The 18557-nt window shown below is 44.6% G+C and carries 14 protein-coding genes, 1 other RNA gene and 1 other annotated feature; of the genes, 2 read left to right on the forward strand and 13 right to left on the reverse strand.

Annotation, left to right across the window (positions count from 1 at the left end):
* Positions 1–9 precede the first annotated feature (9 nt).
* The 6 genes from DYI25_RS11315 to cymR form a co-directional block, all read right to left on the reverse strand.
* Complete coding sequence (locus DYI25_RS11315; RefSeq protein WP_213368779.1) at positions 10–486, reverse strand: PRC-barrel domain-containing protein; 477 nt, start codon at positions 484–486, stop codon at positions 10–12.
* A 106-nt stretch (positions 487–592) separates the two neighbouring features.
* Complete coding sequence (gene recD2, locus DYI25_RS11320; RefSeq protein ID WP_213368781.1) at positions 593–3058, reverse strand: SF1B family DNA helicase RecD2; 2466 nt, start codon at positions 3056–3058, stop codon at positions 593–595.
* Positions 3059–3090: 32 nt separating this feature from the next.
* Positions 3091–3750, reverse strand: a complete 660-nt coding sequence (locus tag DYI25_RS11325) for a tetratricopeptide repeat protein (RefSeq protein WP_213368783.1) — start codon at positions 3748–3750, stop codon at positions 3091–3093.
* 173 nt (positions 3751–3923) lie between these two features.
* Positions 3924–5039: a tRNA 2-thiouridine(34) synthase MnmA gene (mnmA, locus tag DYI25_RS11330; RefSeq protein ID WP_213368785.1), complete on the reverse strand. Its 1116-nt coding sequence runs from the start codon at positions 5037–5039 to the stop codon at positions 3924–3926.
* A gap of 43 nt (positions 5040–5082) precedes the next feature.
* Entirely contained in the window at positions 5083–6237 is a 1155-nt protein-coding gene (locus tag DYI25_RS11335) for a cysteine desulfurase family protein (RefSeq protein WP_213368787.1), read from the reverse strand.
* Positions 6238–6390: 153 nt separating this feature from the next.
* Positions 6391–6813 carry a cysteine metabolism transcriptional regulator CymR gene (gene cymR, locus DYI25_RS11340; protein ID WP_041967745.1) on the reverse strand — a complete coding sequence of 141 codons (423 nt, stop codon included), beginning with the start codon at positions 6811–6813 and terminating at the stop codon, positions 6391–6393.
* 216 nt (positions 6814–7029) lie between these two features.
* Here cymR and DYI25_RS11345 point away from each other — a divergent pair, with 216 nt between their 5' ends.
* Positions 7030–8304 (forward strand): replication-associated recombination protein A, encoded by a 1275-nt coding sequence (locus DYI25_RS11345; RefSeq protein ID WP_213368789.1) that lies wholly within the window; start codon positions 7030–7032, stop codon positions 8302–8304.
* A 221-nt stretch (positions 8305–8525) separates the two neighbouring features.
* Here the strand turns inward: DYI25_RS11345 and DYI25_RS11350 are convergent, their stop codons facing one another.
* The 5 genes from DYI25_RS11350 to DYI25_RS11370 all read right to left on the reverse strand — a co-directional run bounded on the left by DYI25_RS11350 (position 8526) and on the right by DYI25_RS11370 (position 13676).
* A complete protein-coding gene (locus tag DYI25_RS11350) occupies positions 8526–9287 on the reverse strand; it encodes a tRNA threonylcarbamoyladenosine dehydratase (RefSeq protein WP_213368791.1) in 762 nt (253 codons plus the stop codon).
* Positions 9288–9717: 430 nt separating this feature from the next.
* A non-coding RNA gene (gene ssrS / locus DYI25_RS11355) (6S RNA) lies at positions 9718–9905 on the reverse strand.
* Positions 9906–9967: 62 nt separating this feature from the next.
* On the reverse strand, positions 9968–11743 hold the full coding sequence (gene aspS, locus DYI25_RS11360) for an aspartate--tRNA ligase (RefSeq protein ID WP_213368793.1): 1776 nt from the start codon (positions 11741–11743) through the stop codon (positions 9968–9970).
* Positions 11744–11756: 13 nt separating this feature from the next.
* A complete protein-coding gene (gene hisS, locus DYI25_RS11365) occupies positions 11757–13034 on the reverse strand; it encodes a histidine--tRNA ligase (RefSeq protein ID WP_342032496.1) in 1278 nt (425 codons plus the stop codon).
* Between the two features lie 166 nt (positions 13035–13200).
* Positions 13201–13438: a binding site (T-box leader), on the reverse strand.
* Between the two features lie 61 nt (positions 13439–13499).
* A complete protein-coding gene (locus DYI25_RS11370; protein ID WP_213368795.1) occupies positions 13500–13676 on the reverse strand; it encodes a hypothetical protein in 177 nt (58 codons plus the stop codon).
* Between the two features lie 191 nt (positions 13677–13867).
* On the opposite strand from DYI25_RS11370, the gene DYI25_RS11375 reads away from it, so the two are divergent.
* Positions 13868–15643: an SH3 domain-containing protein gene (locus tag DYI25_RS11375; RefSeq protein WP_213368797.1), complete on the forward strand. Its 1776-nt coding sequence runs from the start codon at positions 13868–13870 to the stop codon at positions 15641–15643.
* A 101-nt stretch (positions 15644–15744) separates the two neighbouring features.
* Here DYI25_RS11375 and dtd read toward each other — a convergent pair whose 3' ends face one another.
* Entirely contained in the window at positions 15745–16185 is a 441-nt protein-coding gene (dtd, locus tag DYI25_RS11380; protein ID WP_213368799.1) for a D-aminoacyl-tRNA deacylase, read from the reverse strand.
* 60 nt (positions 16186–16245) lie between these two features.
* Positions 16246–18438, reverse strand: a complete 2193-nt coding sequence (locus tag DYI25_RS11385; RefSeq protein WP_213368801.1) for a RelA/SpoT family protein — start codon at positions 18436–18438, stop codon at positions 16246–16248.
* Positions 18439–18557 lie beyond the last annotated feature (119 nt).

Below are 18557 nucleotides of genomic sequence, written 5' to 3' on the forward strand. Positions count from 1 at the left end.
AAGGACACCTCATCTCGATTTGACAGTGACGACGATGGCATCCCTTCCGATTGCAGGTGGACCAGTGGTCTTTATGACACGCTTCCCATTCGCGATATCCGAAAAAAAGCCATCCGTTAATTCGTACCCTACAATCGTGCCCAATTCTTCCATAAAATATACATCCTCCAACAGGCCAAGCTGTTCTCCTTCTTTCGAAAGAAGCTTTTTCCCAGCAAGGCTCTGATTATGTTCGAATGTATATTCCGGCTCTGCCTCCAAACGTTCCAAGGCTGACTTGTCCTTCACCATGACTCCATCTTCACCAAAGGATGAAACCTGGTCCACTTTCACCTGAAACGTTTTCTTGATGAACGCACCTTTTTTTACAAGTAAGCCTACTACGCTTCCATTGCCGGAAATGCTCACATCACAAACTTCGCCCAGTTTTTGACCACTCGTCAATTCATATACTGGCAGTCCCTTTAAAAGTGAAAATGTCCGCAAAAGTGTGTCCCGCCTTTCCCGAACAGTCTTAGTTTCCACTGACTGCGGCAAATTCATGAGGTGTAAGGTTTTCCATAAAAAAAGAATCCGCAATTATTGCAGATTCTTATGCATCCTTTTCATCCATAAAATCATAAGGAGTCAGGTTGCCCATTCCAATCATCGGATCAGCGCTTTTGATGATTTCAATGTAATCCACTTCGTCCTCATTGCCGGTAGTATCTTCATTTTGGAGTTTATTTTCCAACTGAGGCTCGCTTTGATTCTTTTTATCTGCTTCATCTTGCAATTCAGGCAGTAATTGTACAAGCTTCTCAACGAGTGTTGTGTTCCTTGCGGTATCTTCACCACGTTCAATCCCAATTTTAAGTGCTTCTTCTTCACCAACAAGAATGAGGAATTGCTTGCTCCTTGTGATTGCTGTGTAAATCAGATTCCTGCGGAGCATCCTGTAATAGCTTTTTACCACAGGCAGGACGACAATTGGAAATTCACTGCCCTGGGATTTATGCACTGAACAGCAATAAGCGTGGGTGATTTGTGACAGATCCGGCCTGTTATATGTGACTTCAATGCCGTCGAAGGAAACAATCAGCTGGTCCTGTTTTTCCGTGTTTTCCTTTGCGTAAAAAATGGCTACTACCTCGCCCATATCCCCGTTGAACACATTAGCTTCAGGCTGGTTCACCAGCTGGAGGACTTTATCGCCAATCCGGTATTTCACATCGCCAAACGCAAGCTCTTTCCTGGTTCCATCTGAATTCGGATTAAAAAGATCCTGCAACAGCTCGTTCAGACGGTCAATGCCGGCTGGGCCACGGTACATTGGTGCCAGCACCTGGATGTTCCTTGGGGAATACCCCTTCTTCTTTGCGTTGGCAACCACCTTTTCGACTACCTGGGGAATCTGGCTTGTCGTACATTTTATAAAAGAACGGTCAGGCTGTTGGGAGGAAATATCGTCTGGCAAATACCCTTTTTTGATTTGGTGGGCAAGTTCGATAATCGATGAACCTTCTGCCTGCCTGTAGATGTCCGTCAGCCTTACCGTCGGGACCCTTCCAGAATCCAATAGATCCTTCAAGACCTGGCCCGGTCCTACTGAAGGGAGCTGATCTTCATCACCCACGACGATGACCTGAATATTATCAGGGAGCGATTTGAATAATTGATGGGCCAGCCATATATCAACCATCGAGGTTTCATCAATAATCAAAATCTTTCCCTCGAGCGGCTGGTCTTCATTATGATCAAAGCCTTCCGCACCATTCCAGCGCAGCAGCCTATGGATGGTCACAGCAGGCAGTCCGGTTGACTCAGTCATCCTCTTTGCCGCACGACCAGTCGGAGCTGCAAGCAGGAACGGATAAGGCTCTTCTTTTTTATAATCTTTTGGTTCCAGAGAACAGCCATGCAGCTCGGCATATAGCTCAACGATTCCCTTAATAACCGTCGTTTTACCTGTGCCGGGACCGCCAGTCAAGATCATCATCGGTGACATCAGAGCTGTCTGGATCGCATCCTTCTGACTTGGACCGTATTGGACACCCAGACGTTCCTCAAGATTTCCGAGTGCAAGGAGAAACTCTGATTCGGGAAATTGATTTTCGTATTCTGTTTGCTCAAGGATCCTTTTAATGTTGGCAATCAGGCCTTTTTCGGAATAATAAAGGGATGGCAGATAGATTCTCTGTTCTTCGGCAACCAGCTTTCCTTCTTCACCCAGCTTGATGATTTGGTTCGAGATATCAGTAAATTCAATCTCGATATTCTGATTGTCTTCAAGCAGCTTTTTTACCTCCACGAGCAGCTCTTCCGCTTCCATGAAAACATGCCCACCCTGGATGCTTGAATTCTCAAGTGCATAAAGACAGGCAGCCTTGATACGGTCCGGATGGTTACCTGTTAATCCGAGTTGGCTGCCCAGTTCATCAGCCCTTCCGAAACCGATGCCTTCGATGTCCTCTACAAGCTTATAAGGATTGTTCTGAATAACGTCAATAGCCTGTTCCTTGTATACCTGATAAATTTTCATCGACAGCTGCGGGCCAAAGCCATATTCGTTCAATGCGACCATTACTTGTTCAAGGCCCTGATGTTCCATCAATGTGTCATAAAGTTCCTTTGCTTTTTCTGGGGCCAGCTTCGGAATTTGGTCAAGGACGGATGGATTCTCGATAATCCTCGTTATGGCCTTTTCTCCAAGTGTATCGACGATTTTCTCTGCTGTTTTCTTCCCGATTCCTTTGAAGAGATCACTTGATAGGTAGCTGATGATTCCCTGCTTTGATTGTGGCAGGTCTTTACGGAAATGAGTCGCATGGAATTGTGCGCCGAACTTGGGGTGTTCTTTTACCTCACCAAAGAAAATATAAGTCTCCTGCTCATGAATCCGGGGGAAATACCCAGTGATGACGGCTTCTTTATCCTCGTACTGTTCATTTGTTTCCTCGACCCTGATCCTCAGGACTGTGTATAGATTTTGTTCATTATGGAAAATGGTAACAAGATGCTTACCTTTCATGAACTTACCCTGTTCTGAAAACAAATCAAGTGAGTCCTGTTTGTCCAAAGTACTTCCCCCTTTCCTTCAATTCAACTTATTTAACGGAGATCTTGTCCCTCAATCAATTTCTTGCCGTGGCCTGCGAGCAAGTGGTCTGGCTGGATTTCCAATGCACGATTGAACATCTCGAGCGCTTTTTCACCATTTTCTTTGTAGCCATAAGCTACGCCAAGATTATAGAGGGCGTCCGCATGCTGCGGGTCCAGCGAGATTGCCAGTTCTAGGGCTTTAATCGCTTCGTCGATAAAAGCTTCCCTGGCGAGACAAAGCCCATATTGGAAATGGGCTTCAGCATCATTTTCTAGAAGTTCCGTGCTGCGTTGTAAATATGGCAGAGCAAGCTTGTTGCTGCCCATCTGCACGAGGGTCATACCCAGCATGAAAAAATTGTCTCCATTGTCCAGCCCTTTTTTCATGGCTAGCTCAAACATATTTTTGGCATCCTCGAAGTGCTGGTTATCATAATACACACTACCCTTGCTGTAATAGGCTGCGGTTGCATTCTCATCTATGCTGATCGCTTTATCGTAAAACGTCATTGCTCTTTCAGTATCACCCACGGCGGTGAGGACGTTCCCAAAATTTATGTATGCAACTGGATCTTCTGGCTGAGCCTCAATCGCTTCAGCGAATGTCTTGGCAGCCTCTTCCCATTTACCTTCTTTCATTAACTCAATACCTGTCTGGTTTTTATCCATTTCTAACACTCCATTCTCCATGAAAGTATACCATATTAAGGAAGGATCCAGACTCTCTTCGAGCACTTCCCAATTAAAACAGTAACGATAAATTACTATCAGTTTTGCAAGCAAAAAGAGCCTAGTCCAAAACAATCCCCGGCGAAGCTGGCCCGCCGGGGATTTTATCAGGATTAGCCGACATATGTCAGTTTGTTTCCGTTCTTGAAAATCTCATCAATCGTACCGCCACCAAGACATTCTTCCCCATCGTAAAATACGACAGCTTGTCCAGGAGTAACGGCACGAATCGGTTCTTTGAAAAGGACTTTTGCGGTCCCATCATCCTGTAGTTCGACCGTTACAGCATTATCAGGCTGGCGGTAGCGGAATTTTGCTGTGCAGTCGAAAGTCTTAGGCTTTTCCTTATCAGAAACAAAGCTGACATTAACCGCCGTGATGCTGTCTGAATAAAGCAGTTCGTTGTGAAACCCTTGTTCAACAAGCAATACATTGCGTTCAAGATCTTTGCCGACAACAAACCAAGGTTCACCTGAACCACCAATGCCAAGGCCTTGGCGCTGGCCGATCGTATAGTACATCAGACCGTCATGCTTCCCTTTCACTTCGCCGTTCATCGTCTCCATATTTCCTGGCTGGGCCGGAAGGTAATTTCCTAGGAACTCCTTGAAATTCCTTTCACCAATGAAGCAGATACCGGTACTGTCTTTTTTGGTTGCTGTGGCAAGATTTGCTTCCCTGGCAAGCTCCCTTACACGTGCCTTTTCCAGATTTCCAATTGGGAACAATACTTTTTCAATCTGAGCCTGACTCAATTGGTTCAAGAAATAAGTCTGGTCCTTATTTTCATCCAGTCCTCGAAGCATCTTGCGTTCCCCGTCCCGGTCCTCCACTCGTGCATAATGGCCTGTCGCCAGGTAATCAGCTCCCAGATTCATTGCATGCTCAAGGAATGCTTTGAATTTTATTTCCTTGTTGCACATGACATCCGGGTTAGGTGTCCTGCCTGCTTTATATTCATCAAGGAAATAAGTGAAAACCTTATCCCAATATTGTTTTTCAAAATTGACCGCATAATATGGAATGCCAATCTGGTTGCAGACGCGGATCACATCCTCGTAATCCTCAGTAGCCGTGCAGACCCCGTTTTCGTCAGTGTCATCCCAGTTTTTCATAAAGATGCCGATCACATCATAGCCCTGCTCCTTTAAAATAAGAGCGGCAACTGATGAATCCACACCGCCTGACATCCCAACCACCACTCTCGTATCCTTAGGTGATTTTTCCATTATGCTTCACCTCTTTTCTCTTCCTTTAAAACTTATTCTTCCCTTAAACCTGGCTATTTTTCGTAAGCCTGCGGACAATTTTTGCCGTATCCTCGGCTGCTTTTTCAATCTGTTCCCTTGTATTGTGTAAACCAAAGCTAAATCGGATTGAATTTTTTAGTTTTTTATCTTCTTTTCCGAACATGGCGACAAGTACATGGGAAGGATCGATTGATCCAGCAGTACACGCCGAACCGCTTGAAGCAGCAATTCCAGATAGGTCAAGGTTGACAAGCATTGCTTCGACATTCGTGCCTGGAAAGCTTAAGTTTAAAATATGAGGGAGTGATTTATCAAGCAATCCGTTCAGCTGGAAAGAGATTCCGCTCATTTCAAGTTGATCAATGAACAAAGTTCTTAAGTCATTATAGAAGCTGCGCTTTGTTTCAAGCTCCATTTGGGATAGCTGGACTGCTTTGCGAAACCCGGCAATAGCCGCTACATTCTCGGTTCCGGCACGGCGTTTTCTTTCTTGTTCACCGCCGAAGAGCTGCCGCGCCAGCTTGATTCCATCCCGGATAAAAAGAAAACCAATTCCCTTAGGACCATTGATTTTATGGGCTGAAACAGAAAGCAAATCAACCTTAAGTTCATCAACATCCAATTTTTCAATGCCATAAGCCTGGACTGCATCCGTATGGAAAACAGCTTGATGGCCAGCTAACCGATCACCAATATCCTTTATTGGCTGGACTGTGCCTACCTCATTGTTTCCGTACATGATCGTCACAAGGATGGTATCATCCCGTAATGCTTCTTCAAATGATTCCATGGAAACCTGGCCATTTTCATCTACCGGTAGATATGTGACCTCAAACCCACGCTTCTCCAATTCCTCACAGCTATGCAGGACTGCATGGTGTTCAATCTGGGTCGTGATGATATGATTCCCCTTAGAGCGATTGTTTTCGGCATAACCGATGATAGCCAGATTATCAGCTTCAGTACCGCCGCTCGTAAAAATGATATTGTTCCCTTTCGTCCCTATGCTCTTTGCCAGTTCCTCGCGGGTATCATCGAGAATTTTCCTTGCCTCACGACCGAAATGGTGGATGCTTGAAGGGTTTCCGAACTCCGCTTCCATTACCTTGACCATGTCAGCCAGCACCTCTGGATGCAATGGTGTAGTGGCTGCATGGTCCAAATAGATTCTTTCCAAAGTCTTACCCTCTCTTCAGAAGTTTTTTTAAATATTCGCTGATTTCTCGTTGTTTGTTGCTTTTAGAACACATTTCGATGCACCCGCATTCTTTAAGTCATTGCGGTTCATTTTAAGAAATTATGTGCAAGCAACACGGTTTACGAAAAAGGCCTAAATATAAAACATATAAGCGTCAGACTCGCCAAAGTTGTCGGAATGATTAGCGAGGTCTTCGATGGTTGTATTATCGAGTACGTCCTTGACAGCGTCCCTGATTCGTGTCCAGAGCTCACGCTTGGCTGGTTCCTCGTCCTCTATACCTTCAACAATGCTGATTGGCCCCTCAAGGACACGGATGATGTCCCCTGCCGAGATTGTTGACGGTTCTGAACTGAGAATATAACCGCCATATGCTCCCCTGATGCTTTTCACCAGGCCGGCATTCCTGAGCGGCGCAACCAATTGCTCCAGGTAATGCTCTGATAAATCATTAGTTTGCGCAATGGACTTTAGGGATATCGGGCCCTCTCCATATTTTTTGGCTAGCTCGATCATGATCGTCAGTCCATAGCGCCCTTTCGTAGAAATTTTCATATTGCACCTCAACTCCAATTTTCATAAAGGTTAGCTATTCTTTAGATATATTCATAATGCCCCATATGGCATTCTCTCACTATATAAATAGTATCAAAATCCTCAGTCAATAGGTAGGCTTTTGCAATTATAGCACAAATTGCGTGTACCATGCGCAAGTCCCTCGTTCGTGTTATTGTATATATACGAAATATGCGTATTATTGGAGCGATGAGCATGAATCTTAAACCTCTTGCTTTCAGGATGAGGCCGCGGACGATTGAGGAAGTGATCGGCCAGTCGCATCTTGTAGCTGAAGGAAAAATCATAAATCGGATGGTCAAGGCACGGCAATTGTCATCGATGATTCTTTACGGCCCGCCTGGTATTGGGAAAACTTCGATTGCCAGCGCCATTGCGGGAAGCACGAATTTTGCGTTCAGGACGCTGAATGCTGTTACAAACAATAAAAAAGATATGGAAGTAGTCGCCGCTGAAGCGAAAATGTCAGGGAAGGTCATCCTGCTTCTCGATGAGGTTCACCGCCTTGATAAGGCGAAACAGGACTTCCTGCTTCCTTATCTTGAAAACGGGATGATTGTCTTAATTGGAGCGACGACGAGCAACCCTTACCACGCGATCAATCCCGCAATACGGTCCAGATGCCAGATTTTCGAACTGAAACCGCTTGAACCAGTTGATATCAAAGCTGCCCTAAGCAGAGCGATTGCGGATGAAGATCGAGGCCTAGGGCACCTGAATATTGAGATTACAGATGAAGCACTCACCCATATCGCTACCGCTTCAGGCGGAGATGTGAGAAGCTCATTGAATGCTCTTGAACTTGCAGTGCTGTCAACCGAACCAGATGTGGATGGGGTCATTCATATTGATGAAGCTGCAGCTGAAGAGTGCATGCAGAAAAAAAGTCTTTCACATGATAAAGATGGAGATGCCCATTATGATGTTCTGTCAGGTTTCCAAAAATCCATCAGAGGCAGCGATGTGAATGCCGCCCTACACTACCTAGGCAGATTGATAGAAGCAGGCGACCTCGTAAGCATCAACCGAAGGCTCCTTGTCATTGCCTATGAAGATATTGGACTGGCGAGCCCGCAGGCAGGGCAAAGGACGCTGGCAGCAATTGAAGCTGCTGAAAGGGTTGGGTTTCCTGAAGCAAGAATTCCACTGGCTAATGCGGTTATTGAGCTATGTCTGTCTCCAAAGTCCAATTCCGCAATTGTAGCGATTGATTCGGCGCTTGGGGACATCCGTTCCGGTATTAGCGGAGAGGTCCCTGACCATCTAAAGGATGCCCATTATAAAGGTGCTAAAGACCTAGGAAGAGGCATTGATTACCTATATCCGCATGATTATGAAGGCGGTTGGGTAAAGCAGCAGTATCTTCCGGACAGGATCAAGAACAAGGTCTATTACAAGCCAAAGAAGACCGGGAAATTCGAACAGGCAATAGCAGCTATCTATGAAAAAATCACAGGACAAAAAAAATAAGCGGAAGGGCCATTGTTGAGGCCCCTTCCGCTTATTTTTTAGCTAAGCTCTTTCCGTAAACTTTGTTACTTTTCCAACGAAAGTAAAAACCGGCACCTGGGTTTTTACGAGTATCATCGTAGTTCTAGTTCAGAAGTCTCCTCGAAAAGAGTCCCGATACTACAAAGAATGCGGAATACAATTATACGTACGAAAAACAACAATCAATGCGAATAGAGCCTTTAGCTATTCACACGGTTTATTTCGATATCCTTCAAAAGTTCCCTGACAACATAGCTCGCCATGATGAGCCCTGCAACTGACGGAACAAACGCATTTGAAGAAGGCGGCATTTTTGCCTTGCGGATTTCCGCATTGTCGTTACCAACCTCTTTTCGGACATCTTCACGAATCACGATCGGGCTTTCATCAGAAAAAACAACCGGAATCCCCTTTTTGATTCCTTCCTTGCGTAAACGGGTACGAATGACTTTTGCAAGCGGATCAGTGTGCGTCTTGAAAATATCAGCAATCTGGAACCGGGTTGGATCCATCTTGTTAGCTGCGCCCATACTTGAAATCATTGGGATGTCACGCTTGATGGATTCCTTGATCAAATGAATTTTATAAGAGATTGTATCGGACGCATCGACAATAAAATCCAAATCGTAGCCAAAAATTTCTTCATATGTTTCTTCTGTGTAGAACATTTTTAATGCAATAACTTCGCATTCAGGATTTATATCCATAATCCTGTCTCGCATCACTTCAACCTTTTGCTTGCCAACAGTCGAAAGAAGCGCAATAAGCTGGCGGTTGACATTCGTGATATCGACATCATCCTTGTCAATCAGGATTAACTTGCCAACACCCGATCTTGCTAAAGCTTCTGCCGCAAACGAACCGACCCCGCCAATTCCTAAAACAGCCACAGTACTATTTTTCATTATATCAAGGCCTTCCTTACCAATGGCCAATTCATTTCTTGAAAATTGATGAAGCATCACAAACTCACTCCAAATATAAGATTGATGTTAATATCTATACCCGCTTTTGAATATAACATACCCGCCGTTAATTTCAAGTATTTTTATAGGAATTAAAGTGTATATTAGTTTTGGTTGTGTGAATTACTGAATGGAAGGTAGGTGAATTCCTATAAAGTGTCTATTAGAAGAGTTCAACGAGATAAAAAGAAGGAGAAAATCCTAGAATTTCCATTAGAAGGGTTCTATCGGACAAACAGAAAGAAGAAATCACAGAATTTGTCCGTTAGGAAGGCTCTATCGGACAAACAGAAGACTGAAACCCTTAAATGTGTCCGTTAGAAGAAAAACGAATTCAGACTTATAGTGAATGATTAGATCTATATAGGAATGAACTTTTAGAACAAAAAAACCATGCATCAGCATGGTTTTAATTTACGTATGTAGGAAGAGTCCCAATCGTGCCGTCGTGTTGGTTGCCTTCGTCTTGAACCCGCTCTCAGCAGGTGGGTGCCCTGTCCCGGGTTTCTGTAAGTCCTCTAGCCAGAGGCATTTACGCGGCCCGAAAACGCGAACTCCCGAAGGATAGATGTTAGGTCAAAACTTCAGGTTAAACAACGAACACATCAGGACTCTTCATCTGTTGTTATTATATTACCACAGCCCCAAATGAACTTCAAGGATATGGCCATTGGATATTACTGGTTCTTTTTAAGATTTAATGCTAAATGAAGCTCATCCAGCTGGGCTCCGCTTACTTCGCCAGGGGCGTCTGTCAGCAGGTCGCTTGCGCTTGCTGTTTTCGGGAACGCAATCGTATCACGCAGGTTTGTTCTGCCAGCAAGGAGCATGACCATTCTGTCCAGTCCCAGGGCGATTCCTCCATGTGGAGGTGTTCCATATTCAAATGCCTCAAGAAGGAATCCAAACTGCTCGACTGCCTGTTCCTTTGTAAAGCCAAGCACGGAGAACATTTTTTCCTGTACATCTCTTTCAAAAATCCTTAGAGATCCGCCGCCCAGTTCATAGCCGTTAAGGACAAGGTCATAAGCCTGTGCTTTTACACTGGCTGGATCGCTTTCGAGCAATGGCAGGTCATCGCGTACTGGCATCGTGAATGGATGGTGAGCTGCAAAATAACGATCTGCTTCCTCGTCGAACTCCAATAGTGGCCAGTCTGTAATCCAGAGGAAATTGAATTTGCTCTGGTCAATCAACCCGAGCTCTTTACCAAGCTTTAAGCGTAAGGCTCCAAGGGCATCTGCTACAACAGCCTTCTTATCTGCAACGAATAGAAGGAGGTCCCCAGCCGAAACTTCTAGCTTGGCCTGAAGTGCCGCTTGTTCTTCTTCTCCAAAGAACTTTGAGATTGGACCTTTTAGTCCATCCTCCTCCGCCTTCAGCCAAGCAAGACCTTTTGCACCGTAAACAGATACAAATTCAGTTAAACCATCAATATCCTTACGTGAATAGTTAGCTGCCGCACCTTTTACATTTATTGCTTTCACTTGGCCGCCGTTTGCTACCGCTGAAGCAAATACCTTGAAGCCAGAATCCTTTACCGTTTCCGAAAGGTCGACAAGTTCCATACCAAAGCGAGTATCCGGTTTGTCAGATCCGAAGCGGCCCATAGCCTCTTCATAGCTCATACGAGGAAATGGCACCGTCACATCCATACCCTTTACATCCTTCATGACCTTTTGCATCATTTTTTCAGTCAAGCCCATGATCTCTTCCTGGCTCAGAAAGCTCGTTTCTATATCGACTTGCGTGAATTCCGGCTGGCGGTCAGCTCGGAGATCCTCATCACGGAAGCAGCGTGCAATCTGGTAATAGCGCTCAAAGCCGCCAACCATCATCAACTGTTTAAAAATCTGCGGTGATTGAGGAAGAGCGTAGAATTCGCCTGGATGAACACGGCTTGGCACTAGATAGTCACGCGCTCCCTCAGGTGTGCTCTTTGTTAAAATCGGCGTTTCTACATCAAGGAAGCCTTCGCCATCAAGGAAGTCACGAATTGCTTTTGTTACCTGGTGTCTCATCTTAAAAGTTTCAAACATTACCGGACGACGGAGATCCAGATAACGGTATTTCAGACGAACATCTTCTGATACATCTGTTTTATCAGCGATCACGAAAGGTGTCGTTTTTGCTTCATTGATGATTGTCAGCTCTTCAGCCTGGACTTCAATCCTTCCAGTCTTAAGGTTTTCATTAATACTTCCTTCGCTGCGGGCAATGACTGTCCCTTTAACATCAAGAACGTATTCCGTACGCACTTTCTCTGCGAGCGAAAGCGCTTCTGGAGAAACGTCAGGATTGAATACAATCTGTACTAGGCCTGTTCTGTCACGCAGGTCAATAAAAATTAAACCACCCAGGTCACGACGCTTTTGGACCCAGCCTTTCAACGTTACCTTTTCACCAATTGCCTCTTCCGTTACTTCACCGCAAAAATATGATCTCCCAAACATCGAAACTCCCCCTCTACTTACAAATCTCCTTGAATTTTTCAATAAAACTCTCAAGCGGCAGTTCGATTTGCTCCCCATCCGCCATTGATTTCAGATTAATCTTCTTCTCTTTTAATTCGTCTTCACCCAACACTGCTACATATCTAGCATTCATCCTGTCAGCAGCCTTGAATTGGGCTTTGATTTTGCGGTCTTGATAATCTCTTTCCGCAGAGAAACCCGCCATTCTCAGATTATGGAGCAGGCCAACAGTATAATCCTTGGCCTCGTCACCCAATGAAACGAGGTAGCAATCAATTCCTTCATTAACCGGAAGCTCAACATTTTCTGCCTCTAGTGCTGAAAGCAATCTTTCAATGCTTAACGCAAATCCGATGCCTGGTGTTTCCGGCCCGCCGATTTCTTCGACAAGTCCATTGTACCTGCCGCCGCCACAAAGGGTTGTGATTGCTCCAAAGCCTTCTGCATCACTCATGATTTCAAAGGCTGTGTGGTTATAATAATCCAGGCCGCGTACTAGATTCGCGTCGACCTCGAATTCAATCCCTAGGTCAGTCAAATACTTGGTCACTTTACTAAAATATTGAGCAGAGTCATCAGTCAGATATTCAATGATAGATGGTGCTGATTTCATCAGCTCGTGGTCACGGTCTGCTTTGCAATCCAGGATTCGCATTGGATTTTTTTCAAGGCGATTCTGGCAGTCACTGCAGAATTCCCCGATTCGAGGCTGGAAATGTTTCACAAGAGCCTCTCTGTGTGCCATACGGCTCTCCTTATCTCCAAGACTGTTCACGACAAGCTTGAGCTTTTTCAAACCAAGTTCCTTATAAAGGGACATGGCAAGTGAGATTACTTCAGCGTCAATCGCCGGGTCTGCGCTTCCCATTGCCTCAACACCAAACTGGACAAACTGGCGGAAACGTCCAGCCTGTGGGCGTTCGTAGCGGAACATAGGTCCCATGTAGTAGAGCTTCACTGGCTGATTAGGACTTCCAAACATTTTATTCTCGACAAAAGAGCGAACAGCCGCTGCTGTCCCTTCTGGACGAAGCGTCAGGCTGCGGTCACCCCTGTCTGTGAAAGTGTACATTTCTTTTTGAACTATATCCGTTGTATCACCAACGCTTCGTTTGAATAGATCTGTATGCTCGAAAATCGGAGTTCTTAATTCCCGATATTGATATCTTTCACAAAGTTCTCTCGCCTTCGCTTCGATGAGCTGCCATTTCTCTGTCTGGCCTGGCAAAATGTCCTGTGTTCCGCGAGGGATATTGATTTGATTAGACACAGTGCATCCTCCTCCATAATTTCATATCATTATATTGGCTCGTTTCTATTAAATTGCTCAGGAACACTGCGAATCCCGAAACCCTTCAAAAAGCAACGTTCCAGTTCAAAACTACCCTTATGTAAAAAAAAGAATACAAAAAAGCCCCCAATCCCTTGCCATAATAACAAGGGACGAGAGCTTTGAATTCCCGTGGTGCCACCCTAATTGAAGTGCGTGAATGCACTTCCTCTTTAACAGTTAACGCCTGAATACGTCCTCTCCTAATGATGGGGTCAGCCATGTTCAGAGAAAATCCTACGGAGTGTTCATTCACCAAGTCATCATGCAGAAATGCTTTCAGCCAGGGCATTTCCTCTCTTTGCACTTGTTTCATGGCTACTATGCTCCATCAACGGTATGTTTTCTATATAACATTTTATTTATATTATAATACGGAGTACAAATGGCAATGTCAAGCACAATTCAAGAACGTTCAATCTGTTTTTTCAGTTTTCTTACATCACGGAGAGACAGTCCAAATTCCGAAGCTAATTCTACAGTGTTGGCGCTTTGTTCCTTCTGGATAAAATCGTGGAAATCCACTCCGAATAATTGATTCTCCCCGAATGAAGCCGATTTTCCTTTATCACTGAACCTCATAGTATCACCTTCCAATGTTTATTGCTTACTATTCTTCCCAGCCTTTGTGGAAATTTTTCATGAATATAAGATATTCTTTTTAAACTTGAATTTTTTTCTTTCCATACCGATATAAGAGAAAAGTCCTCGTGATTTTACCGGAAAAATCCGGTAATATATTTTTATAGAGAATGAGAGAGGGAGGGAGATTATTGCTCAGAAATAAAATGGTTCCTATCATCCTTTGCTTGATGCTCATTTTTGGGAGCCTTCCAGCTTTAGAGTCGGCTCACGCGGATAATGGGAGTGTCTCGATAACAGCAACCAGTTTGAATGTAAGAACAGGACCAGGACTAAGTTATCCGATATCAGGATCAGTTAAAAAGGGAGAAAAGTTTTCAATCGTCAAGGAAGAAGGAGATTGGATCCAGATCAGCTTAGGCGGCAGTAAAAAGGGATGGGTAGCCGAATGGTTTACTGCTAAGGAAGCCACTAAGACAGCTGTTTCACCAGCTGTTTCGCCAAAAGCAGACAGTGGCTCAGGCAGCGTAACTGTCAATGGTTTGAGAGTAAGGAAAGGGCCGGGCACAAACTACCAGGTAATAGGGTCGTTTAATAGTGGACAAGCTGTCGAAATCCTTAGCTCGAATGGAAATTGGGCAGAAGTGCGCACTAATGACTTACGAGGGTGGGTCTCAAAGGAATACATAACTACAAAAGAGAGCAAGGCTAGTGAAGCTCCGCCAGCCGCCAGTGCTAAAACAAGCGGAACGGTCAACGCTACTTCCTTGAATGTAAGAGATAAGCCTTCCTTGAACGCTAGCAGAGTCGGTCAATTAAGTTATGGAGCTGCAGTGACAGTCCATTCCCAGTCCAATGGCTGGGCGGAGATAACATACGCAGGAAAAAATGCCTGGGTAAGCGCTGAATACCTAAAAATCGGTGAAAAACCTGCAACTGACAGCGGGAAGACTTCGACTCCTGTAGATCAATTCACAGGCACGGTTACCGCTTCACAGCTGAACGTCCGTGACAAAAATTCTTTGGATGGCAGCGTCATCGGTTCTGTCTCAAAGGGTCAAAGCTTTAGAATCCTTGATGAACAAAACAATTGGGTTAAGATTGAATTCCAGTCTGGTAAAACAGGCTGGGCGGCAGGCTGGTTTTTTGATAAAAAGAAAAACGGACCAACAGCTGCACCTAGCCAGTCTGTAAAAAACAGCAGCGTTTCCATGCTCCATAACGGGACAAACATACGCAAAGGCCCCAGCACAAGCACAGCTGTCATTTTCCGTGCCAATCAGGGGGACAGCTTTGAAATCATAAGCGTCGAAAAAGATTGGTATAAAATCGCGCTTCCAAACGGTGCAAGCGGCTTTGTAGCTGGCTGGATTGTTTCTGTAAAGGGAACTGCACCGCAAATAGAGAGACCGGGAGCGGAAAAGCACACCAAAAATAAAACAATCATCATTGACCCTGGGCACGGTGGCAGGGATAATGGCACAACTGGTGTAAGAGGAACATTGGAAAAAACGCTCACCTTGAAAACAGCCCAGCTTTTATATGACAAATTAAGAGCTGCCGGCACGAACGTCATCCTGACCAGGAACAATGACCATTACATTTCACTAGGTTCCAGAGTCAGCAGCTCCCATTACCATAATGCCGACGCGTTTATCAGTATTCATTACGACAGCATCAACGATAGGACTGTCAGGGGAATGACGACTTACTACTACAATTCAAAACAAAAGCCTTTGGGTGAACAAATACATTCTTCGGTTGTAAGCAAAACGATGTTAAAGGATCGAGGCACTCGTTTTGGCGACTATCACGTCATCAGGGAAAACAAGCAAGCAGCCGTCCTCCTGGAACTAGGCTATTTGAGCAACCCTGCGGAAGAGATGCTCGTAAATACAAATCAATATCAGGAAGCAGTAGCTAACGGGATATTCGAAGGACTTGCACGCTATTTTAAAAACAAATAAGCAGAGCACGAGAGCATTGGGAACCTCCTTTTAGAAGTTAATTTCCAAATGTAATGTAAAAACCAAAAAGAAGGCATCCCATTGGGATGCCTTCTTTTTGATTATTTACTATCGATAATCAAGGTAACCGGACCGTCATTTGTCAATTGAACGTCCATCATTGCGCCAAATATACCGGTTTCCACCTTGATTCCTTTTTCAGCAAGGAATCGGTTGAATGCTTCATAGACAGCTTCTGCATGGTCTGGCTTCGCCGCGTCCATAAAGTTCGGGCGGCGCCCTTTGCGGCAATCACCATACAGGGTAAACTGCGAAACGGAAAGAATCTCTCCCCCTACGTCCAAAAGGGATAAGTTCATCTTTCCTGCTTCATCTTCGAATACCCTGAGGTTCGCAGCCTTCTCGGCAAGGAAGGCTGCATCTTTTTCCGTATCATCATGGGTAACGCCCACAAGGACGACAAACCCCTTATTAATGGAGCCTGTTATCTCTCCATCGACTGTCACTTTTGCTTCTTTGCTTCTCTGTATCACTAAACGCATCGCGAATCTCCTTACACATCGATCTCCACAATTGATTGTTGCTTCATTACTAAGATCAACCTAACTCATTACCCTTCTGACAGCGTAGATGTCCGGAATTTGTTTAATCCGGTCCACAACCTTTTGAAGGTGGCTGACATTTTGGATGGCAATCGACATATTGATTGTCGCCATCTTATTTTTGTCAGATTTTCCAGAAACCGCTGTAATGTTTGTCTTTGTTTCATTTACAGCCTGCAGTACTTCGTTAAGCAGACCTCTTCGATCATAGCCGCTTATTTCAATATCAACATTATATTCTTTTCGGTCATTGAGACCCGTTTCCCATTCCACAGGTATAAGTCTTGCCTGTGCATCCTCCGTATGAATGTTAGTGCAATCCGAACGGTGAACAGAAACACCCCTGCCTTTTGTGATAAAACCAACAATATCGTCCCCAGGTACAGGATTACAGCAGCGAGACAGCCTGATCAGTAAATTATCAATGCCTGAAACCCGGACGCCAGACTCACGCTTCTTTGCAGGTGTAAATGACTTGAGTTCGGAAACTGCATTCGTGATGTCCTTTTCCTGCTCAAGATCCCGCTGCTTGCGAAGCTTTTCGGTTAACCTGTTCGCCACCTGAAGGGCTGTTATTCCATTGTACCCGATTGAAGCAAACAGATCTTCTTCATTGGTGAAATTATATTTCTCTGCCACCTTTTTCAGGTTTTCAGATGTCAGGATTTCCTTAACATCAAAATCCATATTACGGATTTCTTTTTCCAGAAGCTCACGGCCCTTTTCAACATTTTCGTCCTTCTGCTGTTTCTTGAAGAATTGGCGAATCTTGTTTTTAGCTTGGGAGGTCTGGGCAAGCTTTAACCAGTCTTTGCTCGGTCCATAAGAGTGTTTTGAAGTAAGGATTTCTATGATATCCCCAGTTTTCAGCTCGTAATCAAGAGTCACCATCTTGCCATTGACTTTGGCACCGATCGTCTTATTGCCGATTTCAGAGTGGATACGATAGGCGAAATCGATTGGTACAGAGCCTGAAGGCAATTCAATTACATCGCCTTTTGGTGTGAAAATAAATACCATATCCGAGAACAGGTCAATTTTTAGAGATTCCATGAATTCCTCTGCGTTCGCTGTATCATTCTGGAATTCAAGGATTTCACGGAACCATGATAGCTTCGTTTCTAAATTGGAACCGTCAGTTGGTTTTCCTTCTTTATATGCCCAGTGGGCTGCAACCCCGAATTCAGCGATTCTGTGCATTTCATCTGTCCTGATCTGGACTTCCAGCGGATCGCCTTTAGGGCCGATTACTGTAGTGTGCAATGATTGGTACATATTCGGCTTTGGCATTGCGATATAGTCTTTGAATCTGCCAGGCATCGGTTTCCAGCAAGTATGGATGATACCAAGGATTGCATAGCAGTCCTTGATGCTGTTGACGACAATCCGGACAGCAAGCAAGTCATAGATTTCATTGAACTGCTTGTTTTGCAGCACCATTTTACGATAGATGCTGTAAATATGCTTTGGCCTTCCTGAAATTTCAGCCTTGATTGAAACTTCATTCAGCCTTTCCTTCACTTCATCAATAACATCATCAAGATACTGCTCGCGTTCTGCTCTTTTCTTTTTCATCAGGTTGACGATACGGTAATATTGCTGTGGATTCAGATAGCGTAAAGCCGTATCTTCTAGTTCCCATTTAATTTTTGAAATACCGAGCCTGTGAGCTAGTGGTGCGAAGATTTCCAGCGTTTCATTTGATATCCTGCGCTGTTTTTCACTTGGCAAATGCTTTAAAGTCCTCATGTTATGCAGGCGGTCAGCAAGTTTGATCAAGATCACACGAATATCCTGAGCCATCGCAACAAACATCTTCCGATGGTTTTCCGCCTGTTGCTCTTCATGTGACTTGTACTTGATTTTACCAAGCTTTGTTACTCCGTCAACAAGCATTGCCACTTCGTCCGTGAAGGCCTCTCTAATATCATCAAGACTCACATCCGTATCTTCGACGACATCATGAAGAAAACCAGCTGCAACCGTCGCCGGGTCCATCTCCAGGTCAGCCAGGATTCCTGCTACTTGGATTGGATGGATGATGTACGGTTCTCCTGATTTCCTGAATTGATCATGATGAGCCTGTCTGGCGAACTCATATGCCTTCCTTACCAATTCAACATGTTCATCATTCAAATATGATTTTGTACAGTCAATGACTTGTTCTGCGGTCATTACCTGGTCATTCGCCATAGGATCACCTAATTTAAATTTCTTTATATTAACCCGCAATTTCTCTCCAGCGGGAACCAAGGAAAAGTCGACAAAATATGAAAAGCGCAAGCGCCTTGTTCAGACCCGACAAGCGGTGC

It is taken from the genome of Mesobacillus boroniphilus, assembly GCF_018424685.1.
GTDB lineage: Bacteria > Bacillota > Bacilli > Bacillales > Cytobacillaceae > Mesobacillus > Mesobacillus boroniphilus_A.

Bases quoted from the DNA above. Each gene is read 5' to 3' on its own strand.
- DYI25_RS11325 (WP_213368783.1), bottom strand. From the start codon at position 3,750: ATGGATAAAAACCAGACAGGTATTGAGTTAATGAAAGAAGGTAAATGG.
- mnmA (WP_213368785.1), bottom strand. From the start codon at position 5,039: ATGGAAAAATCACCTAAGGATACGAGAGTGGTGGTTGGGATGTCAGGC.
- cymR (WP_041967745.1), bottom strand. From the start codon at position 6,813: ATGAAAATTTCTACGAAAGGGCGCTATGGACTGACGATCATGATCGAG.
- DYI25_RS11345 (WP_213368789.1), top strand. From the start codon at position 7,030: ATGAATCTTAAACCTCTTGCTTTCAGGATGAGGCCGCGGACGATTGAG.
- DYI25_RS11350 (WP_213368791.1), bottom strand. From the start codon at position 9,287: ATGCTTCATCAATTTTCAAGAAATGAATTGGCCATTGGTAAGGAAGGC.
- aspS (WP_213368793.1), bottom strand. From the start codon at position 11,743: ATGTTTGGGAGATCATATTTTTGCGGTGAAGTAACGGAAGAGGCAATT.
- DYI25_RS11370 (WP_213368795.1), bottom strand. From the start codon at position 13,676: ATGAGGTTCAGTGATAAAGGAAAATCGGCTTCATTCGGGGAGAATCAA.
- dtd (WP_213368799.1), bottom strand. From the start codon at position 16,185: ATGCGTTTAGTGATACAGAGAAGCAAAGAAGCAAAAGTGACAGTCGAT.
- DYI25_RS11385 (WP_213368801.1), bottom strand. From the start codon at position 18,438: ATGGCGAATGACCAGGTAATGACCGCAGAACAAGTCATTGACTGTACA.